22 protein-coding genes and 4 pseudogenes are annotated in these 25283 nt (G+C 65.0%); 17 read left to right on the top strand and 9 right to left on the bottom strand.

The genetic code is table 11. From position 1 onward, the window contains the following. Positions 1-331: 331 nt before the first annotated feature. From ACMGEZ_RS21665 to ACMGEZ_RS21650, 4 genes are all read right to left on the bottom strand, one after another. On the bottom strand, positions 332-1288 hold the full coding sequence (locus tag ACMGEZ_RS21665) for a diacylglycerol kinase catalytic domain-containing protein (RefSeq protein ID WP_436824333.1): 957 nt from the start codon (positions 1286-1288) through the stop codon (positions 332-334). A gap of 2 nt (positions 1289-1290) precedes the next feature. Further along, on the bottom strand, positions 1291-2337 hold the full coding sequence (locus ACMGEZ_RS21660; RefSeq protein WP_436824332.1) for an SPFH domain-containing protein: 1047 nt from the start codon (positions 2335-2337) through the stop codon (positions 1291-1293). Positions 2338-2789: 452 nt separating this feature from the next. Then, positions 2790-2999, bottom strand: coding sequence for a DUF4291 family protein (locus ACMGEZ_RS21655; RefSeq protein WP_436824331.1), 210 nt, complete (start codon positions 2997-2999; stop codon positions 2790-2792). After that, on the bottom strand, positions 2996-3562 hold the full coding sequence (locus tag ACMGEZ_RS21650; protein ID WP_436824330.1) for an RNA 2'-phosphotransferase: 567 nt from the start codon (positions 3560-3562) through the stop codon (positions 2996-2998). Before ACMGEZ_RS21650 ends, ACMGEZ_RS21655 begins: the two co-directional genes overlap by 4 nt. Before the next feature lie 93 nt (positions 3563-3655). Between ACMGEZ_RS21650 and ACMGEZ_RS21645 the strand changes: the two genes are divergently transcribed. From ACMGEZ_RS21645 to ACMGEZ_RS21610, 8 genes and pseudogenes are all read left to right on the top strand, one after another. Next, positions 3656-4396, top strand: coding sequence for an NUDIX hydrolase (locus ACMGEZ_RS21645; RefSeq protein ID WP_436824329.1), 741 nt, complete (start codon positions 3656-3658; stop codon positions 4394-4396). A 66-nt stretch (positions 4397-4462) separates the two neighbouring features. Continuing rightward, the gene (locus tag ACMGEZ_RS21640; RefSeq protein ID WP_436824328.1) at positions 4463-5326 is read left to right on the top strand and encodes a cysteine hydrolase family protein; all 864 of its coding nucleotides are present in this window, start codon (positions 4463-4465) and stop codon (positions 5324-5326) included. Positions 5327-5349: 23 nt separating this feature from the next. After that, positions 5350-5553: pseudogene (locus tag ACMGEZ_RS21635) on the top strand (nicotinate phosphoribosyltransferase); the annotation flags it as partial. An 868-nt stretch (positions 5554-6421) separates the two neighbouring features. Next, positions 6422-8335, top strand: a complete 1914-nt coding sequence (locus tag ACMGEZ_RS21630) for a galactose oxidase early set domain-containing protein (protein ID WP_436824327.1) — start codon at positions 6422-6424, stop codon at positions 8333-8335. Then, positions 8332-8799, top strand: coding sequence for a hypothetical protein (locus ACMGEZ_RS21625; protein ID WP_436824326.1), 468 nt, complete (start codon positions 8332-8334; stop codon positions 8797-8799). Before ACMGEZ_RS21630 ends, ACMGEZ_RS21625 begins: the two co-directional genes overlap by 4 nt. Beyond that, positions 8754-9137 (top strand): annotated as a pseudogene (locus ACMGEZ_RS29735) (hypothetical protein); the annotation flags it as partial. The gene ACMGEZ_RS21625 and the pseudogene ACMGEZ_RS29735, both read left to right, overlap by 46 nt. Before the next feature lie 110 nt (positions 9138-9247). Beyond that, positions 9248-9397: a hypothetical protein gene (locus ACMGEZ_RS29730; RefSeq protein WP_496084676.1), complete on the top strand. Its 150-nt coding sequence runs from the start codon at positions 9248-9250 to the stop codon at positions 9395-9397. Positions 9398-9507: 110 nt separating this feature from the next. After that, positions 9508-9747, top strand: coding sequence for a hypothetical protein (locus ACMGEZ_RS21610; protein WP_436824355.1), 240 nt, complete (start codon positions 9508-9510; stop codon positions 9745-9747). 475 nt (positions 9748-10222) lie between these two features. On the opposite strand, the pseudogene ACMGEZ_RS21605 reads toward ACMGEZ_RS21610, so the two are convergent. The 4 genes and pseudogenes from ACMGEZ_RS21605 to glgC all read right to left on the bottom strand — a co-directional run. After that, positions 10223-10360 (bottom strand): annotated as a pseudogene (locus tag ACMGEZ_RS21605) (NAD(P)-dependent alcohol dehydrogenase); the annotation flags it as partial. 79 nt (positions 10361-10439) lie between these two features. Next, positions 10440-12911 (bottom strand): glycogen/starch/alpha-glucan phosphorylase, encoded by a 2472-nt coding sequence (locus ACMGEZ_RS21600; protein ID WP_436824325.1) that lies wholly within the window; start codon positions 12909-12911, stop codon positions 10440-10442. 25 nt (positions 12912-12936) lie between these two features. Then, positions 12937-14397: a glycogen synthase GlgA gene (gene glgA, locus ACMGEZ_RS21595; RefSeq protein WP_436824324.1), complete on the bottom strand. Its 1461-nt coding sequence runs from the start codon at positions 14395-14397 to the stop codon at positions 12937-12939. Beyond that, complete coding sequence (gene glgC / locus ACMGEZ_RS21590) at positions 14394-15689, bottom strand: glucose-1-phosphate adenylyltransferase (protein WP_436824323.1); 1296 nt, start codon at positions 15687-15689, stop codon at positions 14394-14396. The genes glgA and glgC overlap by 4 nt, the downstream gene beginning before the upstream one ends. A 1106-nt stretch (positions 15690-16795) precedes the next feature. Between glgC and ACMGEZ_RS21585 the strand changes: the two genes are divergently transcribed. From ACMGEZ_RS21585 to ACMGEZ_RS21560, 6 genes and pseudogenes are all read left to right on the top strand, one after another. Then, positions 16796-17248, top strand: coding sequence for a hypothetical protein (locus ACMGEZ_RS21585; protein WP_436824322.1), 453 nt, complete (start codon positions 16796-16798; stop codon positions 17246-17248). After that, on the top strand, positions 17245-18132 hold the full coding sequence (locus tag ACMGEZ_RS21580) for an NAD-dependent protein deacetylase (protein WP_436824353.1): 888 nt from the start codon (positions 17245-17247) through the stop codon (positions 18130-18132). Before ACMGEZ_RS21585 ends, ACMGEZ_RS21580 begins: the two co-directional genes overlap by 4 nt. A 270-nt stretch (positions 18133-18402) precedes the next feature. Further along, positions 18403-18684 carry a YkvA family protein gene (locus ACMGEZ_RS21575; RefSeq protein ID WP_436824321.1) on the top strand — a complete coding sequence of 94 codons (282 nt, stop codon included), beginning with the start codon at positions 18403-18405 and terminating at the stop codon, positions 18682-18684. Between the two features lie 323 nt (positions 18685-19007). Beyond that, the gene (locus ACMGEZ_RS21570) at positions 19008-20507 is read left to right on the top strand and encodes a tyrosinase family protein (RefSeq protein WP_436824320.1); all 1500 of its coding nucleotides are present in this window, start codon (positions 19008-19010) and stop codon (positions 20505-20507) included. A 31-nt stretch (positions 20508-20538) separates the two neighbouring features. Then, the gene (locus tag ACMGEZ_RS21565) at positions 20539-20979 is read left to right on the top strand and encodes a hypothetical protein (protein WP_436824319.1); all 441 of its coding nucleotides are present in this window, start codon (positions 20539-20541) and stop codon (positions 20977-20979) included. Positions 20980-21170: 191 nt separating this feature from the next. Then, positions 21171-21312, top strand: a pseudogene (locus tag ACMGEZ_RS21560) (citrate synthase); the annotation flags it as partial. A gap of 355 nt (positions 21313-21667) precedes the next feature. Here ACMGEZ_RS21560 and ACMGEZ_RS21555 read toward each other — a convergent pair. Next, entirely contained in the window at positions 21668-22447 is a 780-nt protein-coding gene (locus ACMGEZ_RS21555; protein WP_436824318.1) for a PHP domain-containing protein, read from the bottom strand. Positions 22448-23002: 555 nt separating this feature from the next. Between ACMGEZ_RS21555 and ACMGEZ_RS21550 the strand changes: the two genes are divergently transcribed. The 3 genes from ACMGEZ_RS21550 to ACMGEZ_RS21540 all read left to right on the top strand — a co-directional run bounded on the left by ACMGEZ_RS21550 (position 23003) and on the right by ACMGEZ_RS21540 (position 25264). Then, entirely contained in the window at positions 23003-23470 is a 468-nt protein-coding gene (locus ACMGEZ_RS21550) for a hypothetical protein (RefSeq protein WP_436824317.1), read from the top strand. 9 nt (positions 23471-23479) lie between these two features. Continuing rightward, entirely contained in the window at positions 23480-24058 is a 579-nt protein-coding gene (locus tag ACMGEZ_RS21545; RefSeq protein ID WP_436824316.1) for an RES family NAD+ phosphorylase, read from the top strand. Positions 24059-24442: 384 nt separating this feature from the next. Further along, positions 24443-25264: a hypothetical protein gene (locus ACMGEZ_RS21540; RefSeq protein ID WP_436824315.1), complete on the top strand. Its 822-nt coding sequence runs from the start codon at positions 24443-24445 to the stop codon at positions 25262-25264. Positions 25265-25283 lie beyond the last annotated feature (19 nt).

Raw genomic sequence — 25283 nt, 5'->3', positions numbered from 1 at the left:
CAGGCAGAACACTTCGGCTTTTCGGCGTCGTTGCGCAAGCGGCGAGCCGTTGCGGTGCTATGGGCTGTGTATCCAAGAAGTGCCGGTTCGCTTGCGCCAGTGAATAGATGAATCTGCTCTCTCTGATCAGCATAGTTTGATTTTTAGGGTGGGTTGTTCACCCATCTTTGAATTTTCCGTCCCGGCGAGTTGGGATGCTGCTCCCCTCTAGAACAGCGGCTTCCGCCGCTACGGGGCGCACCTAGTCGAACTTGGGGGGCCGGAGCCAGGCCACAAGCGGACCTACCAGCCCAACCACCGGTTCAGGCCGCTATCACCGCCTATCCGGAAATCACATCACCAATCGCCCGTGCACGGCGGAGATTGAGATCACGGCCTCCATTCCTGCCGTGAAGCGCAGGAAATCGGATTCGATGCCATCTGAAAAGATCACACCGTTGTCCGGCATGCGCGAGCGGATACGCAGGGGCTTGTTCCCGTCAAGTCGACCGTAGACCAAGCTAGTCTGCGAAGCTCTGCTCGGGAAAGGTTCTCGAACTGCAAACTGCAGTTGGGGCGCATCCCAAGGCATGGGCTTGTAGTCGAAGTTCGACTTCGGAATGCCCAGTGATCGGGCGATGGCCATCGAACCAGTCATCAAGCTCTTCATCCAAGCTGTCGACCCCAACCCCGTTGAGACGATCAAACCAGAGGAGGACTGGAACTCCGTCTTGCCATCGAACTCGATCTCATAGAGAGCCGAAGTATGAGTGCGTGGCCCAATGAAAAGATCATTCACAGCCCGAAGTGTTTGCCCGTCCGACAGATCGGTCTGCGCCATCGTTACCGACTTGATCGGACGCTTATCGGCTACGACATCAGCAAGCACTTTGCCGAGATCTGCGGGCCCAAAAGGTAACAAGACACCATCCCAGCGGGTTGGCTCGGGGTTCAGTCCCACCAATGGCTGGCCCTCCAAGTACTTCATCGTATTGGCCACGATTCCATCCTGTCCCAATGCGACGACGATGTCACCGGGTCCGAAGACAAAGTTCGCCAGCATTTGTCGGTCCAGGATTTGATAGCGGCCCCAGCTTTGCAAGGCCTCAACGGTGATGCGCAAGCTTCGGGCGTACGCCTCGTTCTCCGCCAGATAGTCCCCAAAGTCTGCGCCCAGATGCTCAACATAGAACTTGGCTTGGGCCAGAGAGTTGTGGCGGACGATCAGTTCTTCCAGACGGGTGTGCCGGGTGATCAGCACCACCTTGCGCTCCACGCCGCTTGATCGTCCGCCGCTGGCAGCCACCATGCTCACACCGCCCCCTTGCCTTGCACTCCGGCGCATGCCGTGGAGCGCATGAGCGAATTGAGGAGTTCTGGCGACATGTTCAACTGGCCGATGCGCTCGGCCTTCTCGGCGATACCCCCGAACGCCTGTGCGATGAGCTGGGCGGGCTGCATGCCCACTGCTGCCAAGGCTTGCACCACGCGCGGATCGGCCTTCTCCAGCGCTTGCATGAGCGTGCTGACCTTGTGAGCTTCTGCCTCGGCCAACTTGCGCGTGTTTTCAGCCTGCCCCTCGACCAAGTCCTTGCGACGTTGCTCGAGCTCGATGTCCGAGCCCAGCTGCTCGCCGCGCAACTCGTTCTGCCGCCGCATGGCGGACGCTTTGGCCTCCATCTGCGCTTCCTGGATCTGTCGCTTCTTCTGCTCGACAGCAACTTCGGTGTCCAGTTCATTCTGCCGAATAGATCGTTCGTTCTGCACCGATGCCATCCTCCGCAGATAGATGGCATCGTCTGCAGCCTTCAGATTGGATTCACGCGCTTCGGCTTCCAGGGCACGCGCGATGTCCGACGTAGGCTTGATCGCGACGATCGCCACGCCCAGGATCCGCAGGCCGAGCGCTTCGATCTCGGCTTGCGAGCTCAATTGCTGATGGACTGACCGCGCGATGGCCGCCGACGCCTTGAGCGCCTGCTTGAGGTCGAGCGCTTGGACAGCTTGCTGGATAACCACTTTGGCCTGCATGGCCACGCGATCCGGCAGCCGCGCAGGATCGTCCGAGGCATACGCCTTGCCATTGGCCGAGAGCGAAAAGTCCATGAGCGCCGCAGTGCGCTTCGGATCGTCGACGCGGTAACTGATTTCTCCCTGAACCGTGACCGCCTGGAAGTCGCTGGTCACCAGCTCCAGCATGAAGTTGCTGGCCTGGCTCGCGATCGGGACGGCCACCAAACTGCTGCTTGGCGCATAGTAGAAGAAGGACAATCCAGCGCCCTCTCGAACGATACGCCCCTTGCGGAACTGCATCAGATGCGTCGTCGGCTGCGTCTTGATGAACTGAATACCTAACATGCCTTCTCCTTTTAGTTGCACTGTGCCACTAATAATGGTTGTATAGTACAACTAAGCGCGAGAAAGATCAAGCGTGTGGGCGCTCCGGATTCTATTGAGACTGCTGGAACGGCCCGAGACGTCCACCATCGCAAGGGGTCGCAGGTTGGCTATGGCCGTCGCCTTGGGCCTGCCACCGGGTACTTCATTGCCTGTGGCGACTACCTTCTCGATCGGAAACCCTAGTTCGCGCAAGTTGCGTAGGCGGGCGCCTTCGAACTGCGGCCGCAGAGCCGATACGCAGACCAGGGTGTAGCCGGAGTCGTGCAACGCGAAGCACGCATCCAACGCTCGATCAATCGGCGGCACCGACGCCCAGATCTCATGGTCGAATCCAGCTCGAAACCTGGCCAGTTGGTCGCCCTCCACCCTTCTTGACCCTCCTTGGTCCCCCACCCAGGTCGATAAATCATCTAGAGAATGTTCGGTTTGATCCAACTCATGCGATCAAAGCTGAAGTCGGGACCGCCCAATCTGCCGTGTCGGATGGCATGAGCGCCGGTGGTAGGGCGATAGGCTTGGGAGACGACGATGGTGTCCATGTCATAGTGAGCCATCACGTGCTTTCCTTCCGTGGGCCAGCGCAGGCGTCGGTGGACATGGAGTTCCGTGGCCAGCTTCAAGCGATACCTCCAGTCTCAAGCACCGACAGATAGCTTGAGGGCACCTCGTCGGTCAGCCAGACATAGTTCTCAGACCGGTAGAACAAATGGCCATCCGCTGACATTCGGAGGGCGTCGACGGCCAGGAGAACGGGAGCGCCATAACGCTGCCCCACGGCGAGGGCCGTCGCAATGCTCTCGCTAAGGTGAACGTGGTGGCGCTGCCGCTTGACGAGGCCACCGGCCAGTATCGAGTCGAGAAACTGCGAGGCGGTACCGTGGTACAGCACGCCCGGTGGAGCGAGCGGCGCCAAGCCAAGATCGACTCCCACCGAGTGCCCTTGGTTGGCACGGATGCGCAGACCGTCCTCGCTGAATGCAAAGCGCTTCTTGTCACTGGTCGCGACCACTTCTTCTAGCAATTGCCGCGACACCGGCCGCTTAGCCAACGCGGCCTTGGTCAACAGTTCGTCGACGAGGACCCAGCCTGCAGCGTCTAGGGTCAAATCAATCGTCTGAGGCTTGTGGCGCAACACCAAGCTGAGGAACTTGCTGGTCGTCGTGAGTTGTTGTTGGGAAGTCATGGGATTCCTTATTGTTATGTTCTTCCTCTCGAGTTGTTCTGTACAACTCCAAGGGTTGTATAGTACAACCCCAATGAAGAGGAGGTCAAGTCCTTGAAACTATCTAACAGGCAGGCTGATTTGGGTTTCCCTAGGCCGCTGGTCACCGTCGACGTGGTCATCTTTACGGTGCTGGAAGATGCACTGAGGGTTGTGCTGGTGCGCCGCCCGGACGGCGCTGCCGATCCTTTTCCTGGTCGCTGGGCCCTGCCCGGTGGGTTCATCGACGTCAGCAAGGACGCCAGCCTGCTCGACTGCGCCGTGCGCAAGCTGCGGGAGAAGACCGGCGTTGCCGCACCGTACCTCGAGCAGCTGGGTAGCTGGGGCGGTGTGGACCGCGATCCCCGGGGCTGGTCGGCCACCCATGCGTTCTTCGCGCTGATGCCAAGCCAGGACTTGGTGCTCGAGAAAGGGGCGAACGCCGCGCAGGTCGAATGGGTAGAAGCCGGAGCCGCCAGCCGCAAGCGCTTGGCCTTCGATCACGCCGAGATCCTGGCAACCGCCATCGCCCGCCTGCGCAGCAAGGTGGAATACACCTCGCTTCCCGCCTTCCTTCTGAACGAACCCTTTACATTGCCGCAGCTGCAGCACACGTACGAGGTCGTGCTGGGTCGCTCTGTGGACAAGAGCGCCTTCCGCAAGCGGATGCTCGACGGCGGCTTCATGGAGGAAGCCGGTATGGTGGGGGGGGCCTTCGGCCGGCCTGCCATGGGCTACCGCCTGCTCGATCGGTCCCAGGCCGCCCTGTTTCCCCGCACCTTCAGTCCCCGCGACCCTGCAGCGCCTGGCGCTTGACTTTGCTGATGTAAGTTGTACTATGCAACCAAAACGGGTTGCACAGAGCAACTAAATAGAGGCAGCATGAAACGAAGCATCCAACTTCTCCTGATCGATCCGCAGAACGATTTCTGCGACCTACCTGCGAGCTGGCTTGCGACCGATGGATCCACAGGCGCGCAGTTGCAGCCGGCGCTTCCGGTCGCCGGAGCCCACGCCGACATGCTGAGGCTGGCCGGCCTCATCCGCGAAGGAGCGGGCGGCATCGCCGGCATCACCGTCACGCTGGACTCGCATCACAGGTTCGACATCGCGCATCCCACGTTCTGGCAGGCGCGCGATGGCGCCGCCGTGGCGCCCTTCACCTCGATCACGGCTGGCCAAGTGCGCGGTGGCGACTTTCAGCCTCGTGACCAAGCCGCCCTGCCCAGGGCGCTCGCCTACATCGACGAGCTCGAGCGCAGGGGCCGCTACACGCTGATGGTTTGGCCGGTGCATTGCGAGATCGGCAGCTGGGGCCACAACGTGCACGCCGCCGTCGAGGCCGCTTACAACGCCTGGGAGGACGGACAGCTGCGGGTGGTGGAAAAGATCGCCAAGGGCAGCAATCCCTGGACCGAACACTACAGTGCCATCCAGGCCGAGGTGCCGGACGCGGGTGACCCCGGCACGCTGCTCAACATGCCGCTGGTCGAGTCGCTTGACCGCGCCGACATGATCGTCGTTGCCGGTGAAGCCAGCAGCCATTGCGTGAAGGCCACCACCGAGCACATCGTCGCCAATCTGCCTTCGGCCAGGCCCCCCAAGCTGGTGCTGGTCACGGACTGCATGAGCCCGGTGACCGGCTTCGAGGTGCAGCACCAGGCCTTTCTCAAAGACATGGCCGAGTGCGGCGTCCAGCTTCGCACCAGCGCCGAAGTGCTTCCACTCCTGACTGCAAACACCTGACGCAAGACGGCGAAGGACCGCACATGCAACCCATCATTCAGAGCCTGCTGGACACCGACCTGTACAAGTTCACGATGTGGCAGGCCATGCTGGACAGCCACCCGCAGACGCAGGCCGCGTACACCTTTGTGTGCCGCAACCAGCCGGCTTATCCGCTGGCCGAGCTGCTCGCGGACGTCAATGGGCAGCTCGATCAGCTCTGCGCATCGCGTCTCGCGCCCGGCGAACCAGGGCGTCAAAGTCTGATGGCATCAACAACATCTCCTCCTTGGACGACGACTGGGAACGTCCAGTGTTGGCCGCGTTCTGCTTTTTGCAGACCTCACTCGTAGCCACGACCGGCGTACAGGAACTCAGCGAAGAGGCGCCAAGGATTGCCGGATTTCGGGCCTTGTCGAGCACCGAAACCTGAGCTCGAACCCACGCCTGAGCCGCACCCAAGAACTCTGCCATTGGACAACCAGGGCATTACCCAGAAGGACCGTGTCCGGCTGCGAACTCACAGTGGCGGCCACCCGCAGACGTCCGCGCCATAGGTCGTAAATGTCTGCTTCCGCTGCAAGCAGTCGTAGGTTAACCGCTGTCCGTCGTGCAGAACAACTACACGGGGTCGGCAGGCCGACCTTGGTGAGCACGCAGGACGGTCAGGGCCTGCTGCGCCCGAATTGATCCGAGTTTGGCGAGACCGAGGGGCCATAGACGCCAAAAGCTCGGAGCATCAGGGTCATTCGACTTAGACCCGAGGGCCTTCTGCACGTTCGAGAAGGTGTCACCGACATAGGAATCGCGGCGCTCGTCGCCGACCTTCGCATCTGCAGCCTTGATCAATTGCGGCGCGCCGTTGACCTCGCCGGTTCGGGCGACGGCTACTGAAGGATGACCTGACTGGCTTGCCTGCTGGGAACATGCGGCAGCGTTGACCGCCAGCCCCACGTTGCGGCTGAGACTGACTTTCGGCGATCTCGAGCTCCCGGATGAGTGGGCACCGCGGCGGCAGGCCCGACGACTTGTTCGGTTGTATCGCGCGCGTCCGAGGTCTAAGCTTCTCACCGGCAATGACGACTGAAAGGATGAGCGATGAGAAACGTTCCATCCATGCGAGCCTTCCGTGGACTCGGCTCCGCGTCGCTCGCACTCCTGGTTGCGTGCGGCGGTGGCAGCAGCGGCGGCGACGGGAGCGGCGCGCAGGGCAACGCTGCCGCTCCTGCAGGCAAGGTGCAAGGGGCAACGGCTTCTGCAGCCAAGCCGACGGCATCCACGGAACCGGGCGCGGCCCTGATCAGCCCGGCGCCGGGCAGCAAGCTGTCCGGCCGCACAGCGACCTTCGTCTGGTCCGATCGGGGCGCCAGTGAATACGGCCTCACCATCGAGTCGCCCCCTGGGGCCCCGCCCCTGCACGACTTCGTGACGACTTCCACCTCGCTGAGCGTGCACGATTTGCCGGCCGACGGCGCCGAGATCGTGGTGCGGCTCAGGTCCCGCGTCGACGGGGAATGGTTGGCTGCCAATGCGTACGGCTTCACGGCCGCTGGCTATACCGCGGCGCAGTCCACCGCCGCAAGCAAGCCTTGGTCCGACCCCATTCCCTTGCCGCTGGTGCCCGCCTCGGCCGCCCATCTGCCGGACGGCAGGCTGCTGTTGTGGGCAGGGCGTTCGCCCTACGATTTTTCCAAGAGCAGCTGGCACGCCTGGACCTTCACCTCGGTGTTCGATCCGGCGACGCAAGCGGCCGGCGGCCTCTCGATCACGGCCACCGCCCACCAGATGTTCTGTCCCGGGCTCAGCATGCTGGGCGACGGCAGCATCCTGGTCAGCGGCGGCAGCAATGCGACTCGGACATCGCTGTACAACCCGGCGCTGGGACGCTGGGCGGTCGGCGCCCAGCTCGGGATCGCGCGCGCCTACAACGCCAGCACGATCTTGTCCGATGGCTCCGTGTTCACGGTCGGCGGGTCGTTCGACGGCGGACAGGGCGGCAAGTCGGGCGAGCTGTGGTCCGCCAGCACCCGGACCTGGCGCACGCTGGCCGGCGTGCCGTCCGACATGCCGAGCGCGGCCAATGCCTCTGCCCCCCCGCTGAACGGCCCCGACGCGGCCGGGGTGTACCGCGGCGACAACCACATGTGGCTGTTCGGCGCGGCCGACGGCTGGGTGTTCCACGCGGGGCCCGCCGCCGCGATGCATTGGATCGACACGCGCGGCAGCGGTGCCATCGTGCAGGCCGGCCCGCGCGGCGACGACCCCTACGCCATGACCGCCAGCGCCGTGATGTACGACACGGGCAAGATCCTCAAGCTCGGCGGCGCCCCCAACCACGACAGCGGCGTCGCCTTCAACACGGCCTACATTATCGACATCCTTGCCGGCCCGCCGAATGCGCCCGCCGTGCGCAAGGTGGCGCCAATGGCATACGGCCGCACCTTCGTCAACAGCGTGGTGCTGCCCAACGGCGAGGTCGTCGTGATCGGCGGCCAGACGCAGCCCTTGATTTTTTCCGATGCGTACAGCGTGCTGGCAGCCGAGCTCTGGAGCCCGGCGACCGAGAGCTTCGTCACCCTGCCGCCGATGCAGAAGCCGCGCAACTACCACAGCGTGGCCTTGTTGCTGATGGACGGCCGCGTGCTGTCGGGCGGCGGCGGCCTGTGCGCCTGCAGCGGCGACCACCCGGATGCGGAAATCTACACGCCGCCCTATCTGCTGGCACCCGACGGCTCGCCCGCTCCGCGCCCGGCCATCGCGGCCGCGCCGGCCACGGCCACCTGGGGCAGCCAGATCAGCGTGCAGACCGACCGGGCGGTGGAACACTTCGCGCTGGTGCGCATGAGCTCCGTCACCCATTCGGTGAACACCGACCAACGTCGCATTCCGCTCTCCTTCAGCGGCGCGGAGGGCACCTACCAGCTGAGCATTCCGGTCGAGCGCGGAGTCGTGCTGCCGGGCAACTACATGCTGTTCGCACTGGACGCCAAGGGCGTGCCGAGTGTGGCGCGCACGCTCAACATCCAATGACCCCGCACGCTCGCAAGCCGGGACTGACGATGGCGCTGGGGCTCGCAATGGCGCTGACCGGGCGCGCCGGGTTCGGATGGCAAGAGCCTTCCGTGACGCCCTCGGTGTCGCGCGGCGCGCGCCTGTTCGACGGCACCGAGCCGCTCGCCGGCACGCTGTCCGGCCACAGCGCGCCCTTGCCCGCCGCAGCTACGCGTTGCAGCCAGTGCCATGCCGGCCCGGGTGCGCCCGCTGCAACGGGTTCTTCCTTCGGTCCCCCGCTCGATCGGCGCCAGCTGCGCGAAGCCCGGCCGCGCCGGGGCGGTCCGCCCGTGGCCTACGAAGCGGCGACCTTCTGCCGCACCTTGCGCACCGGCGTCGATCCGGCCCATGTCGTACTGCCGCGCGCGATGCCGCGCTTCGAGGTCGACGATGTCCAATGCGCGGCCCTGTGGGACTACCTGACGCAGGAGGTCCGCAGATGAACGCGCGCCCGCTTCACGCCCGGCATCGGCCGGCGCCGCCGGGTCGGCGGCGCCTGCTGACGGCGGGCGCGTTGGCCTTGCTGGGGATGCCTGCGACGGGCCGCGCCGCCGTCGGCGTGGGTCCGGTGGTCCCGGCCGTGGCGGCCCCGAGGTTGCCGCTGCGACGCCACGACGGCACGGCTCGTACGCTGGCGGCGCAGTTGCGCGGAGCCGTCACCGCCGTCCAGTTGATGTTCACCGGCTGCAGCACCGTCTGCCCGATCCAGGGCGCCTTGTTCGCAGCGCTGCAGGCTGCCATGGCGGCCGAGCACAGTCCGACGCTGCGCCTGCTCTCGCTCAGCATCGACCCGCTGGCGGACGACCCCGCTGCCCTCAGTGCCTGGTTGCGACGCTTCGGCGCAGGTCCTGCATGGAGCGCCGCCGTACCCACCACGAGGCGCTTGAGGACATGCTCTTGTTGTTCAAGGGCGCAGCGGCCGCGGGCGACCGTCACACCGGCCAGGTTCACGTGTTCGACCGCGAAGCCAGGCTGGTCTGGCGCACCAGCGAGCTGCCGCCGACGGCGGAGGTCATGGCCGCGCTTCGGCGCGCTGCATAGCCGGCGCAAAGCCGCGGACGCGGCGCCGGGAGCCGCCAGCAGTGGATCGCGCGGCAACATCACCCAGGTCGAGGAAGGCCCGCGCATGAAGCGAGCTGCATTCATGCACCTTGCAGGAGGAAATCGAAAAGGCTGCGCGCCAGCAAGGTATCCCCGAAGGCATGAAAGTGATCTCGGTTCAGCGGTCATCGCCAGGATCGGCTGGAGGAGTTGCTGCCGATGAACTGGAGGCCGGCATGAAGGCACGCACGCCGCCGATGCAGGACGCAGCGCTGATCGAGGCGCTGAACCAGGCGACAAGCCTGAAGTTGTACCAATTGAGCGCCCTCGTCGAGCGATTGATCACGTGATCACGGACCCGCGACGCATCGTGGCCGTGCGCTAGGATCTGCGCCTTGGACAGGTCGTACGCTTCTAGGATGGCCGTTGCGACACGATGTGTGAAGGGCGCATCGTCGAGATGCGCGATGCGCGATGCGCAGGTGAGGCTGCACGACATACAGCAGCGGGCGCAGTGGAAATTACCCTACGCCGCCATCGAGCCCCCGGAGCCCGGTGTGCAACCGCGGCCGCAAACACCGCCAGCGCCGCCACCACCTACTGCTTCCCCGAGACTCACGCGCGCTGACTTCGCGCGCGGCGACAAGGTTTCCTTCACCGACCGCCATCTGCAGACGCACGTTGGCGTCATCACCCGCAGCAAACCCTAGACCGCCGCCGTCGACACCGGCGAGGCGTCCTGGAGCGTTTCCTACGGCCGCCTCAGACGGGTCCTCGACATCTGACATCCCCGCGCCCTCTGTCGTCAAGCGACGGGGAAGACCGGACACTTACGTCGGTGCCGCAGATCGTGGTCGTCGTCACGCGCAGCAAAGCGTCCTGCGGACCGACATCGGGAATGGGTTTGTCATCGAGGACGATGCGCCCAGGCTCGACGAAGATGGCTGCTTTCATCATGGCCATGGGGAGTTCTCCTAAAGGTAGGGCGCCCGGAAGACTTCCACGACGTGGAGTTCACGGTACTCTGATGCCCGTGGGGAGATCAGCCCAGCCTGACCGGCCGGGTATGCCAGATCTCGTGCGCGTACTGCGCGATCGTGCGGTCCGACGAGAAGCCACCCATGCCCGCCACGTTGAGGATCGCCATGCGCGTCCACGCGTCGGGATGGCGATACAACGCGTCGACCTTGTCCTGCGTCTTGACGTAGCTCGCATAGTCGGCCAGCAGCAGGTACTGGTCGCCCCAGTTCACGAGGGCGTCATAGATTTCCTGGTAACGCGCCGGCTCGACAGCCGAGAAGACGCCGTCGCGAATGCTGTCCAGCCCGCGGCGCAGCTGCGGGTCGGATTCGTAGATCGTGCGCGGCTGGTAGCCGCAGGCGCGGATCTCGGCCACCTCGGGCGTGGTGTTGCCGAAGATGAAGATGTTCTCCGCGCCCACGCTCTCGCGCATCTCGACGTTGGCGCCATCGAGCGTGCCGATGGTCAGTGCCCCATTGAGCGCGAACTTCATGTTGCCGGTGCCGGAAGCCTCGGTGCCGGCTGTCGAGATCTGCTCGGACAGGTCGGCCGCCGGCATGATGACCTCTGCCAGGCTCACGCTGTAGTTGGGCACGAACACGACCTTCAGCAGCTGGCCCACCCGATCGTCGTTGTTGACCACCTGCGCCACGTCGTTGATGAGACGCACCACGAGCTTGGCCATGCGGTAGGCCGAGGCGGCCTTGCCCCCGAACACCACCACCCGCGGCACGTGGTGTTCCTGCGGCGCGTGCAGGATGCGTCGGTAGCGCGTTATCACATGCAACACGTTGAGCAGCTGCCGCTTGTACTCGTGTATACGCTTGACCTGCACGTCGAACAGGGCGTCGGTGTCGACGACGATGCCCAGGCTCTGCTCGATCCAGTTGGCCAGGCGCAGCTTGTTCTCGCGCTTGGCATGGCGAAAGGCGCGCACGAAGGCCGGCTGCTGTGCCATCGGCCGCAGCGCTTCGAGCTGCGACAGGTCGCGCCGCCAGCCGCGGCCGATTTGCATGTCGAGCAGGGCCGCCAGCGGCGGATTGGCCTGCGCCAGCCAGCGACGCGGCGTCACGCCGTTGGTCTTGTTGTTAAAGCGCTCCGGAAAGAGGTGCGCGAAGTCGGCGAAGATCGACTGCTTCATGAGCTGCGAATGCAGGGCCGAGACGCCGTTGATCGAATGGCTGGCCAGCACCGCCACGTAGGCCATGCGCACGCGCCGCTCGCCGGACTCGTCGATGAGCGACATGCGCCGCATGAGCTCCACGTCGTGGCTGTGCGCGTGTGCCACGACGTGGAGGAATCGTGCGTTGATCTCGAACAGGATCTGCAGGTGGCGCGGCAGGACGCGCCCCAGGACCTCGACCGGCCAGGTCTCCAGCGCCTCGTGCATCAGCGTGTGGTTGGTGTAGCTGAACACCTTCTGGGTGTGCGACCATGCCGTGTCCCACGACAGCCCGTGCTCGTCGATGAGCAGGCGCATCAGCTCCGGGATCGCCAGGACGGGGTGCGTGTCGTTGAGGTGGATGCTGATCTGCTTGGACAGCGTGTCGAAACTGGTGTGGTTGCGCAGATGGCGGTGCAGCATGTCCTGCACGCTGGCGCTGACGAAGAAGTACTCCTGGTGCAGCCGCAGCTCGCGCCCCGAGGCCGTCGAGTCGTCCGGGTAGAGCACGCGCGAGACGTTCTCGGAGTGGTTCTTGCTCTCGACCGCCGCCATGTAGTTGCCGCGGTTGAAGGCCGACAGGTCGATCTCCTCGGTGGCGCGCGCCGACCACAGGCGCAGCGTCTGGGTGGCCTGCGTCCCGTAGCCCGGGATGATGGTGTCGTAGGCCATCGCGAGCACGTCATGCGTATCGACCCACTTGGCCGCGTCGTGGGAGGCGCCCTTGCCGTCCAAGCGCTGGACATGACCGCCGAAGCGCACGCGGTAGGTCACCTCGGGACGCTGGAACTCCCAGGGGTTGCCGCGCGTGAGCCAGTAGTCGGGTGTCTCGACCTGCTGTCCGTCGACGATCTGCTGCCGGAACATGCCGTACTCGTAGCGGATGCCGTAGCCCATGCCCGGCACCCCGAGCGTGGCCATGGAGTCGAGGAAGCAGGCCGCGAGCCGCCCGAGGCCGCCGTTGCCGAGCGCGGCGTCGGGCTCGCGCTCGGCGAGCGCCTGGATGTCGACGCCGAAGTCGGCCAGCGCGTCCTTCACGGTGTCCTGCAGCTCCAGCGCGAGCAGCGCGTTGGTGAAGGTGCGCCCGATCAGGAACTCCATCGACAGGTAGTAGACCCGCTTGAGCCTCTGGGTGTACTGGGCGCGCGTGGTCGTCATCCAGCGCTCGACGAGCTGGTCGCGCACCGCCATCGCGGTCGCGTGCAGCCAGTCGTCGGGGCTGGCGGCCACGGGGTCCTTGCCGACCGCATAGATCAGCTTGTTGGCGACGGAGCGCTTGAAGGCGGCGACGTCGCGGTCGGGATGGTCGTACGAGAAATCGGCAAGGGACATGATGTCAGAGGGGGTGTTTGTCGCCTCAGGCCAGCGCCTGGGCATAGACGTCGAGATAGCGGGCCGCTGCGCTGCCCCAGTCAGCGGGGCGGCCCATCGCGCTGGCGCGCACCGCATCCCAGTCGGCCGGGCGGCGGTAGAGGGCGAAGGCGCGGCGCAGCGCCCGCGCGAAGCCGTCGGCGTCGAAAGTGTCGAAGCAAAAGCCGGTAGCCCGGCCGTCGGCCATGTCTTCCAGCGTGGCATCGACGACCGTGTCGGCCAAGCCGCCGACGCGGTGCACAAGTGGCAGGCTGCCGTACTTGAGGCCGTACATCTGCGTCAGACCGCAGGGCTCGAACAGCGAGGGCACCAGCGTCACGTCGCCGGCGCCGAGGAGGCGGTGCGCGAGCGGCTCGCTGTAGCCCAGGGTGACGCTGACCGACCGCGGCGCGGCCGTGGCCCGTTCGCTGAATGCGCGCTCCAGCCCGGCATCGCCGCTGCCGATCAGTGCCAACTGGCCTCCCTGCGCCAGCAGGGCGTCGAGTCCGCCGAGCACCAAATGCAGGCCCTTCTGCTCCGTCAGGCGGCTCACGACCACGAAGAGCGGCGTCTCGGGCCCCGGCGCGAGCCCGAGCTGCTCCTGCAGCACCGTCTTGCAGCGCATCTTGCCGGCCAATTGCCTGCGCTCGAAGCGGTGCGGCAGGAGCGCGTCGGTGGCCGGGTTCCAGACCCGGTCGTCGACCGCGTTGAGGATGCCGCTGAGCACGCCCGCGCGGCGGCGCAACAGGCCGTCCAGCCCGCAGCCCTGCTCGGGCGTCTGGATCTCGCGGGCATAGGTCGGACTCACGGTGGTGATGCGGTCGGCGAAGCCCAGTCCGCCCTTCATGAAGGATAGCTGGCCGTGATATTCCAGGCCATCCATCCCCCAGGCGGTGGCCGGCAGGCCGAGGTTGGCGAAATCCCAGGGCGCGAACAGCCCTTGGTAAGCCAGGTTATGGACCGTGAAGACGCTGCCGACGCGCGGATGCCCGTGGCGTGGCGCGAACGCCACGTAGGCCGGCGCCAGCGCGGCATGCCAGTCGTGCGCATGAACCACCTCGGGCTGCCAAGCCGGGTCGAGGCCGTGCGCAATCCACGCCGCGGCACATCCCAGCAGCGCGAAGCGCCGGTGGTTGTCCACATAGGGCTGTCGCTGCGCATCCTCGTACGGATTGCCCGGGCGGTCATATAGCCACGGCGCGTCGATCCAGTAAGCCCGCAGGTCAGGCGCACCTTCGGTCCTGATGCGCCCGAGGCGCAGGCGCACGCGCTCGCCCCAGGGAGCCTCCAGCTCGGCCACCTGGACCGTGTCGGCGACGCCATCCCTGATCGCCGGAAAGCCCGGCAGCAGCACCCGCACGTCCTGCTCCGCGGCCAGCAAGGCCCGCGGCAGCGCGCCGGCAACGTCGGCCAGGCCACCGGTCTTGAGCAGCGGGAACAGCTCGGCGCTGACCTGGAGGATCCTCATTCGGCCCCTAACCGCTTCAGCATCTCGCGCGTGATCAACACCACGCCGCCTTCGGTGCGCTCGAAACGCGCCGCGTCGTCAGCTGGATCTTCGCCGACGATCATGTCCTCGGGAATCACGCAAGCGCGGTCGATCACGACCTTGCGAAGCCGCGCGCCGCGGCCCACCTCGACGTCCGGCAGCAGCACTGCCCCCTCGATGCTGCAGAAGGAATGCACCCGCACGCCCGAGAACAGCACCGAATCCTTGACGTGCGAGCCGGACACGATGCACCCCCCCGAGACGATGGTGTTGACCGTCATGCCATGCTTCCCGTCGCGGTCGAGCACGAACTTGGCCGGCGGCAGCTGCCGCTGGTAGGTCCAGATGGGCCAGTCGGTGTCATAGATGTCGAGTTCGGGGGTGATCGAGGCCAGATCGAGGTTCGCAGCCCAGAAGGCCTCAATCGTGCCGACGTCGCGCCAGTAGGCCTTGACGTGGGTGCCCTGGCGCGCGCGCGTCACGCAGGACATGCCGAAGGGGTGCGCCACCGCCCGCCCCTGGGCGACCGTGCGCGGGATGATGTCCTTGCCGAAGTCATGGCTGGAGGCCGGGTCGGCGCTGTCTTCCTCCAGCAGGCGGTAGAGGTACTCGGAGTCGAAGATGTAGATGCCCATGCTGGCCAGCGCGATCTCGGGCTTGTCGGGCAAGGCGGGCGGGTCTGCCGGCTTCTCGAGGAAGGCGGTGATCCTGCGTTCGCCATCCACCGCCATCACGCCGAAGGCGACGGCTTCCATGCGGGGCACCTCGATGCAGCCGACCGTGCACCCCCGCCCATGTGCGACGTGGTCGCCCAGCATGATCGAGTAGTCCATCTTGTAGACGTGGTCGCCGGCCAGCACGACCACGTAGTCGTGCGGCGTCGAACGAGTCTGGATGATGTCCAGGTTCTGGTAGACCGCGTCGGCCGTGCCGCGGTACCAGTGCTCCTCGCCGACGCGCTGCTGGGCCGGTAGCACGTCCACCATCTCGTTGAGCTCGGCGCGCAGGAAGCTCCAGCCGCGCTGCAGGTGGCGCATCAGGGAGTGCGACTTGTACTGAGTAACCACCGCCATGCGCCGGATGCCCGAATTGAGGCAGTTGGACAGCGCGAAATCGATGATGCGGAACTTGCCGCCGAAATACACCGCCGGCTTGGCCCGGCGGTCGGTCAACTGCTTGAGGCGCGAGCCCCGCCCCCCCGCCAGCACCAGTGCAATTGTGCGGCGAACGAGCTGGTGGGCCTGAAGATTTGGTTGCGTGCTGCTTCCCATCTCTCGCCTCCGTCGGTTCTTGACGTCGGTGGCAGCCTAGCATTTCTGGCGGGTTCGTGGCTGGTTCGCTGTCGAGATTCGCAGGCGATCGCCGCCCCGCGCCTATCGATCGAGCGTGTCATGATTGGGTGCGGAGGGCCGCGCCTGCTCAGATCTGGCTGCGAAGCGCGCGCGCCATCTCGGCCGAGGACGCGCGCCCATGAAATCGCCGCCGCGTTGATGCGAGCAACAGAATCCTCCACGGACGCATCCAGGGGGCTCTTGATATCGAACCGCAATCGATGAGACGGATAGTGCAAATTCGGGGCTCTTCTCAAGACGGCAGGCTTGAGCCCGCCAACGGCTGAACTTGGGCGCCATGGGCCGTCTTCCCGTTGATTTCGATAGAAGGCAAAGGTTTCTGCGATGAGGGGCAGCAAGCTAACCTCGTGCCGCAGCTTCACAGCGTCGAGCTCGGACATCCTGGACGGAAGGGTCTCCGCGCTAATGAATCGAGGGGCGAACGTCACGGCAAGATCCTCAGCTGAGATGGGGCGGGGCTTCAACGCACATGGCGGCCCAGGGGGCCCGGAGGAGACCACACAGGGGCGTGACTTGCCAACCGCGTTCGCGTTCTGAATCACCGTATTCACGTCGCTGAGTCGGTTGTCCCGTGCCATAAAGAAGTAGTTGCCTGCCTGATCACTGAAGCCGTGGGAGGCGAGAAACAACACGACGGTGTCGTCGGGCCCTGCCTCGTGCAGCACGGCCAGGGCGCGGCGAATGGATGCCTTGTCGGGCTTGACATCCGTGTTGTCATTCAGGAGCACCGCCTTGACCTCAGCGCCCTGACCTCGAGTCAAGATGGGACGGCTGGACGCTTGGCCAAGGCCGGCGGCCGCGGCCGGGCGATCACAAACGAGGGGTAGCACGGCCACCGTGACCGTTGCCGACGTGACCCAGTCGAACGGCATTCTCCACGGGGTAGATGGGATGCTGTTGCCGAAGCGAGGCACAACGATGAGCGCGGCGCGCTCACTACACTCGTCGGTGTCGTCAAGCACGCAACGCCTGCCGCGCCACTGGCGTTTGAACCCCAACACGCTGCACCGACGAAAGACAACGCCATGTCCCTGACCGACAAGCTCCAGATCCCCACGGCGAACGCGGACGGCAGCTTTGCCGCGCCGGTGCCGCCGCCGGCGGATAGCGCGGCCGACGCGCTGCGCGACGCGCAGGCGCAGCACGCGGTGCTGGCCGAGCAACTCGACGCGGTCAACGAGTTGCTGGCCAAGCCGCTCAACGAGATTCTGGCGGACCGCGAACACTTCAAGGAATCGGCCGCTGCGTGGGACGCTTTCGGCGCCATGTGGATGCTGTCGCAGCGCGCGATGAAGCGTGTGGCGCTCGACCTCGCTGCGCAGCTCGGCGTGAGCGAGGACGAGGTGGTGGCCCGTGCGCTGGTGCATGCCAACGAGGTCCTGAACGGCGACGGCGTGGATCTGGGCGGTCTCATTGCCGAGGCTCAGCTCGCGCACGTCGCCAGGCACAGGCCCTTGCTGCGCAAGCAGTTCCGCTGAACATCGCGGAGAGCCCCGCCGCCTGCGGGGCGGCGCCGGCCGCCTTATGCTCGGTTGCCATGGACGCCTCCACCTCGCTGGCCGGCTTCGCCGCACGCCATCCCCGCCTCTTCGTGCTGACCGGCGCCGGCTGCAGCACCGACTCGGGCATCCCCGATTACCGCGACGTCAACGGCGACTGGAAGCGGCCGGCGCCAGTGACCCTCCAGGCCTTCACCGGCGACGAGCTCACGCGCCGCCGCTACTGGGCGCGCAGCCTCGTCGGCTGGCCGACCATGGCGACAGCCCAGCCTGGCGCTTCGCACCGCGCGCTGGCCCGGCTCGAGGCTTCGGGCCGCGTGGGACTGCTGCTCACGCAGAACGTCGACGGCCTGCACGAGGCGGCCGGCAGCCGCCAGACCATCGACCTGCACGGCCGCATCGACACCGTTCGCTGCCTCGGCTGCGAGACGCGCACGCCGCGTGCCGAAATGCAGCAGTCGCTGCGTGCGCGCAACCCCGCGTGGGCCGCACTGGAAGCCCGCGCCGCGCCGGACGGCGATGCTGACGTCGAAGACCAGGATTTCGCCAGCTTCGACGTGCCGGCCTGTTCGATCTGCGGCGGCATGCTCAAGCCCGACGTGGTGTTCTTCGGCGAGAGCGTGCCGCGCGAGCGCGTGCAAGCCGCCTATGCGGCGCTGAGTGAAGCCGATGCGGTGTTGGTCGCCGGCTCGTCGCTGATGGTGTATTCGGGCTTCCGGTTCGTGCAGGCCGCCGTGACCGCGGGCAAGCCGGTGGCGGCGGTCAACCTCGGACGCACGCGTGCCGACGATCTGTTGGCGTTGAAGGTCGCGCAGCCGGTGGGCGAGGCATTGACGGCCCTGGCGGAGCAGCTGGTGGCATGAGCGTCAAGGCTCACGATCGACGTGGCGACCGCTGCCACTGGTGCGGCATGGTTCACATTGATGAGTGGTTGTCGTGCATTGGGTTTTTCAAGATGAACGTATCGAATTGCACCAACAGTACGATCACCCTGCGAATTGCGCGGTCACGCTGCCAAAACGGACGGTAGGCTTCCTGCGAAGCGATATGTAACACCGCGCGTGCAACCCTTGCAGTGGGCCCGGCGGGCGCCATGTTGGCTGGACCCCGGCTCGACAACGAACAAGCCCGCCATGTGGAAACGCCTGACTCTGCTCTGGTCCTTGGTGCGCGGTGACGCGCGGGAGCTGTGGTTCGCGCTGCGCCACCCGGCCGCGCCCGGCTGGTTGAAGCTGGGATCCGTGCTGATCGCGCTCTACGTCCTCTCGCCCATCGACCTCATACCCGACGTGGTGCCGGTCTTCGGGGTGGTAGACGATCTGTTGCTCGTGCCGCTGGCGATCCGCTGGCTGCTCAAGCGCCTGCCGCCCGAAATCGCAGAGGCGGCTGCACGACGCCGCGTCCGCAAGGCCTGACAGCAGTAAATTGACGGAAGGCCTTATCGAGTTGGTGGAGAGCATCCATTTCTTGGAGGTGTGCACTGCAGCATAGTGGTCGCTGGAGGTGGCGACAGCCGCACTTCAAAGAGAGATCCAAGTGCGACCCGTTGGTCACGCACCCGAGGTCGAAACCCTCCTGCGGCACGCGCCCATGCACCGTCCACAATGACGGTCAAGACGGCGATCAAGATGCCGCCTGAACTCCTATTTCCGACGTAGTAGGCCTTGCGGTGAGTTGGCACAGGGGCGCAGCGCGACTAGGCTGCGACCCACTCGTCCGGCCAAGAAGGGGTTCCGTCATGACACTCTCACGCCGCAATTTTCTCGAGACGGGCGCGCTTGCGGCGCTGGGTTACACCGCCTTTCCGGAACCGGCAGCCGCGCAAGCCACGCCGGTGCGTCGCAGTATCGGACAGCTTGGGCTTGCCGACCCGGCCGTGCAAACCATGCGCGAAGGCGTGCGGTTGCTCAAGACCAAACCCGTGAGCGACCCGCTCAATTGGTCGAACCTGGCTGACATCCACCTGAACTTTTGCCCGCACGGCAATTGGTTCTTTCTGCCGTGGCACCGCGCCTACCTGGTGATGTACGAGCGGCTGATCCGCTCGGTCACGGGCAACCCCCAGTTTGCGCTTCCCTACTGGGACTGGACGGCCGACAGGCAGTTGCCCGCCGCTTTTGCGCAATCCACTTTCAACGGTCAGCCCAACCCCTTGTTCGAGCCTTCGCGCAGCATCCCGCCGACGCTGAGCCTGCCTGACAACATGGTAGGACCCAGCGTGATTTCGGGCATTCTGGGGCAGACCGCCTTCGAAATATTCGCGAGCTCGCGCCCGAGCGGCCAGAATTCGACTGCGCAAAGCTGGCAGCGGGCAAACGGTTCGCAGGGTCCAATGGAGAGCAATCCGCACAACCGCCTGCACACCACTGTGGGCGGAATCATGTCGGGCTTCCGATCGCCGATCGACCCGATCTTCCTGATGCACCACGGCAATATCGACCGCCTGTGGGCTATGTGGATCCGGCGCTGCCGCCGCAACACGACCAGTACGCTGTGGACGCAGTTCAACTTCGTCAACAACTTCCGGCGCACCAACGGCACCACCTATTCGGTCCGCGTCTCGTCGCTGTTGTCGACCACAAGCAATGGCTACAACTATCCGCCGACGCAGGCCGTGCCGTGTCGCGCAGCCCCACTCGCGAACCTGGCGCTGCGCGATCCATTGCCGCGGGCGGCCGCGCGCCTGAGCCCCGGAAGCCGCCTGAACACAAGGACTTTTCGAACGGCAGTGGACGTTGGTCGCACGGCGGCGCCGATGCAGGTGCTCGAGGTGCAGGTATCGCTGCAGGGTCGTCCTCTGCGCACGCTGAGCGCGGTGCGCGCCAGCGCCAGTGCCAGTGCCAGCGCGGACGAGATGCCGCGCGCCGCAGCGCCCGGCCAGGTGCTCGCCTTCATAGACGATGTACCTACGCCGCCGAACAACGCCACCGACGTGCGCGTCTTTCTGAATTGCGATTATCTCAACGCCGATACCCCCACCAGCGATCCGCACTACGTCGGCACCTTCAGCTTTTTCGGGCGGGCGAACGAGCATGCCGGGCACGCGGGTCATCTGACGGCCGACGGCAAGGTGTCCTTCACGCTCGACCTTACGCCGGCATTGCAGGCACTCGGCCGCGCGCAACAACTCTCGGGCGATACGCTGCGGCTTCAGTTGCTGCCGGTGCCCGCGCCCGGCAGGCCGGCCGACCAGGTCGCACCCATCACTCCGGGCAGGGTTGAAATCGCGTTGCTTTGACCGCGCTGCGCCATGCGGATACAAGAGCCTCATGCAAGCCCAGCGGACCCATGCCGGTATAGGCCGATTTCTCGTGATCGCGGCGCTATTGAGCTGCGGGCTGGGCATCGAGGCCCGCGCAGCGCAACAAGATATGGATGCTGTCTCACTGCGCGGCGGTGAAAGTGCGACGCTGGCACTGGCCTCCGCACCCCGGGGGCAGGGGGTGCTGACGGTGCCGGTGATCGCATTTACGCCGTCGACCGTTGGTGGCAGCGAGGTGGTGGTGCGCGCTGCGCCTGACGGCGCCGAGATCGGCCGGTTCGGCATTTTCCCCAACGATGCCTTTCGCGCAGCCTCGCCGAATAAGGCCATGCGCTTCGATTTGCCGCTGACCGGCCGTGCGCTGCAGTCGAACGGGAACAGCGTACAGGTCGAATTGGTCGCCCCGCCTGATGCGAGCATCAGCTTCGGCGCGTTGCGGCTGCGCTGAGCGGGTCGGGCGCATTGACCTGTGCAGCACGGCAAGCCAGGCACACCACCGGGCTGCCCGGTACCTTTGCCAACTACGGAGGGTCGACAGCGGCGCCGAGAGGAAGTCTCAGGCGCAATCGCGGTCATCTCGGCTCCTATGCACTTTGCGGCGCCCGGCTCTTAGTGGGCACCCATGGCGATTTGACAAGACTGGCAGGGTTTGGCCATCTCCTCTATCCGGACGGCGATCCGCGGGCCGCCGCCTTGCTGGCTTGTTCGAACCACCCAGTGATCTCGCGCTTCATCCCCCCGCGAAGAGCTCACCGGCCTGCAGGCGGACATCGACGTCGCGCGGCGGCGACCGCCACTTGACGGGCCGCCACTTCGCTCCGCACCATCAGGCCGCGCGTTGGGTGGACGCGCCGATGGACCGCGCGCTCGTGCACCCGGCGGGCCAGTGGACCGCTTGAATTGCCTCGGCCGGCTTGTCGCCGAGGTGGGTCGATGTAGTCCTTCACGTGGCGTGGCTTCTCGCGAACGCTCGACCGTACACCCGCGCGCCAAAGAAAAAGCCCCGTGCATTGCTGCACGAGGCTTGAAGCGGATCCTTGCGGGATCCGAGGAGACAGGTGCAATTATGGGGTAAACCCTAGGGAGCAATGTATGGCAGTTCGCAAAACCCGTAAAACATCGGCGCGGGGGGCGAGCTACACGCTGCCCAAGCTCCAATCGGCCGGCACCTGGTTCATCAGCGCCGCGCGGCCGCGCAAGTACGCCTCGGCGTTGACCTGCAGCGCGTAGCCCGCGGTCTCCACGGTTTTGCCGATGCGCACCGCCGTGAGCACGTCCTGCACCTTCTTGCGCTTGCTCGTGTGCATGACCGGGCTCGAGCTGGCCAGGATCCGCAGGCCGGTGCGCTCGGCGACCTGCTCGACGATCCAGAGGCGCAGTTCGTCGTCCATAAGGAGCGGCCGCGGCGCCACGAGCCAGGCTCGCCCCGGGAACCAGGTCTTCAGCCACATTGCCTGGGCGAAGAGCGACTCGACGGTGGCGTCCGGTTCGGGCAGCAGGAGCGCCGGGCAGCCCGGCATTCCGGCCAGGTGGGGCGTCTGGATGTTCTTGCCCTCCAGGTCCGTCACCAGGGCGCTGTAGCTTCCCTTAGCGGCGCGCCGGCGGGCGAGCGCAATGCACTCGCAGAGGTTGCCCCACCCGAGCATGTTCTGCGCCAGGAAGACGACCCTCGCGTGCGGATGCCCGCTCTGGGTGGTCAGCAGGATCTCGCTGCCGCAGATGAAGTGCAGGCTTGCCTCCCGAGCAGCCAGGTGGGCGCGGACCACGCCAGAGACCGAGCACTCGTCGGTGAGGGCGATTGCCGAGTAGAGCTTGGCCGCGGCGCGCTCCACCAACTCCTCGGGTTGTGATGCCCCCACGAGAAAGGTGAAGTTCGAGCGGCAGTGCAGCTCGGCGAAGGGAGGCGGCTCGTGCATACTGGATGTAAAAACAGTATTTCGCGCGCCTCGGCCACTTTGGACGCTTGACGAATCTTACGAAGCTAACGAAGTTCTGGTATTCTGTCGACTCAAGGTGGCCCACCCTCACGTTTGATCGGAACAGACATGCTTACCTGGGACGAAATTGACCCGGCGGAACGACAAGCACCGCCCTCGCTATCGGTATACCGAGGTATCTGTCGCCGCCTTGCGCCTCTCGAACCGATGTCGCTGGAACACGAATTCTTTGCGCACTTGCGAGACGGCGATCCAAGCGTAGTCGCCGCGATTACCCAGCTTTGGCCTGTCCTCAAGGCGCCAATCGGTAGCATTCAGGACCGCCTCGCTTGGTTCTTAACAGCGGTAGCAGCTGGTCTGAAACGAGCCTGCAGTGAAGCGATCAAGGTGAGGCGCGAAGTACATGTCGCAGCCGCCCGTCGAAGCTTCGGTAGGGCACTGGCTCGCAAATCACGGTACGAGTCCGGCGGATTCTTTTCGTCCGAGAAGGTCAACCTGCGCAACGCGCCTTGAGCGCCCGGCATGGAATTTCACATGAACACCTTCACCCTCACTCCACCCGTTGCTTCCCAGAACCCACGAGACCTCCGCGATGATCAGGGCCCATATACGCCAGTTTCCCAGACCGCTGCACTGTTGCGGTCGGGCGCGCAATACCGGCGTGATCGCATCGAGGCGGCCGACATGATCTCCACCGACGACGCTTCCGAGCTGACCGGCACCAACCGCGTGACCATCAATGCATGGATCAAGCGAGGCCGCATCATCGGAGTCGAGAATCTGCGTCGGGGTTTCAAGCTGCCCCGATGGCAGTTCGAGCCGAACATCTTCCCGCTCATCCAACCCATTGCGAAATGCCTGGGCACGAACGATGGCTGGCAGCTTCTCGACTTCTTGGAGACCCCGTCCCCTTCGCTCGACGGACTGACGCCTCGCTCAGCGATCGAACAAGGCGTTCCTGGCGAACGAATTCTGGCATTGGCAACGGCTGAGGCACATTGACCTCGGCACATGAACTTTATTGAGCTCAACCCACCAGTTATAGAACTGCCTGAGACCCAGACTTGGCATCGCGTGCAGAGAACCAAGCCGATCAGCAGAAGCGTGCGCCTGAACGGGCACATGCTTCCTCCGACCGGTTTGCTCACCGGGCGCTTCGACCTTCCGGACGAAGCAACTTCGTACCTCGCCGACAGCGAGGAGACTGCCCTGTATGAAGCGATATTTCGCCGCGAAGTCCACAGCTATCCGCTGCAGCGTCTCAAGGAACGTTCTCTCGCGACGTTCGAGACGACCGCGAGGCTCAGGGTGGCGGGTATTCGAGGCCTCGAAGAGCAGCACCCTGTCTTGCAGTCCGCACGATATGTGATCACGCGGGAGTTCGCTCTCGATTGCCGCAATCGTGGCTTGGATGGCATCCTTTACGCCTCCGCGCAGCACGCCAACCACGGGTGCGTTTGTCTTTTCGAGTCAGGGATCAGGAAGCTCAAGCGGACGGCAGCGACTCCGCTCGTGAAACCGAACACGCAGCAACTGCATCGTGCCGTAGTACGTGCGGCGCAAGGCTCGCGCGTTCCGATCGATCCGTAGTTTCGAACGCCGGCATCCGTACATGCTCAACATAGAGCGAATCTTGCACATGGCGCAGAAGCTGACCGATGAAGAGCGTGAAGCGCTAACCGCATGGGTGGAGCAAGCTGTGGAGAGCACGATTCCTTTCGATGCCAGCGCTTGGCCGGCATCGACGGCGCTGCCGTTCAGGCGGCGCGCTAGAAGACATGTTTCGTCTCATCTCGGAGGGGGTTAGCGCGCCGTCGGGGTCAGGGTCCCTGGCGAGAACTAGACGATCCGTGGCGAATATCACACGAGGGCGCGCGCGAATGGGCTTGAATCTTCAGGCCCCCCGACAATAACTGCGGACGCGCAGACCTCACCTGCAGCCTTTCTACAACCTAATCTTTCTCGAACAGATTCATGAGACTAAATCGAAAGCTTGTATTCGCCCTGGGCAATGTCGCTGGCGCCGTGGTCGTCGGGCTGGTGGTCGTAGCCTGCGGCGGCGGAGGTGGAAACGGCGGGTCCGGATCTGCTGGGTTTATGCCGCCCACAGGGGGAAGCAGCAATCCTGGCACCGAAGCAGGTTCAAGTCCCGGGACCATCAAGGCGTCGAACGTGATCCTCAGGTCGGGGTTGCGAGTTGCCGGATCTGTGGGAAAGCCCGACGTCATTCGCGTGCAGGTGAACGAGCTGCCAGACAACGTGCAAGTGATCGCATCGAACGTTGTGCTCACAACAGCGTCCAATGGTCTCTCATCAACCGATCTGCAGTCTGCACTTGACAAGGAGATCGCGGTCAACGTCTCAAAGTCGATCGTGGGAACCTGGGACGTCGAGAACTACCCCGCGACGAGCTGGTGCCATGGTTCTTCCGGCCGCGTCCAACTCAACGCAGATGGGACTGCGACGATGATTTCAGGCGGCTTCTTTGCACTCGGCTCTTTCTCGCCGGACGGGAATGCCAACCCCTCTTGCCGCTACACATACCAGTCGCATACCTATCGAATCATCGCCGACGGCGCAGCCGTTGCAGTTGAGCACAGCAAGTACTCGGATCCACAGTTTCCAAACGCTGAGGCTACGCAGACCGTGGCGCTGATCTTGAGGCCGACTGTTGACAGCATGACTTTTACCAGCGGTAACGTCGTGTCGACCTTGAAGCGTGTCGGGCCCACACCGACCGTCTCCGCTCCCCCCGCTGCACCGAAAGGCACAGTGGTCGCGATGAACGAGAACTAGACCCGAAGAAAGGTGTGGC

This window comes from Variovorax stachyos, from assembly GCF_051400855.1.
Lineage (GTDB): Bacteria > Pseudomonadota > Gammaproteobacteria > Burkholderiales > Burkholderiaceae_C > Variovorax.
This window is presented reverse-complemented; position numbering and strand designations above follow the sequence as displayed.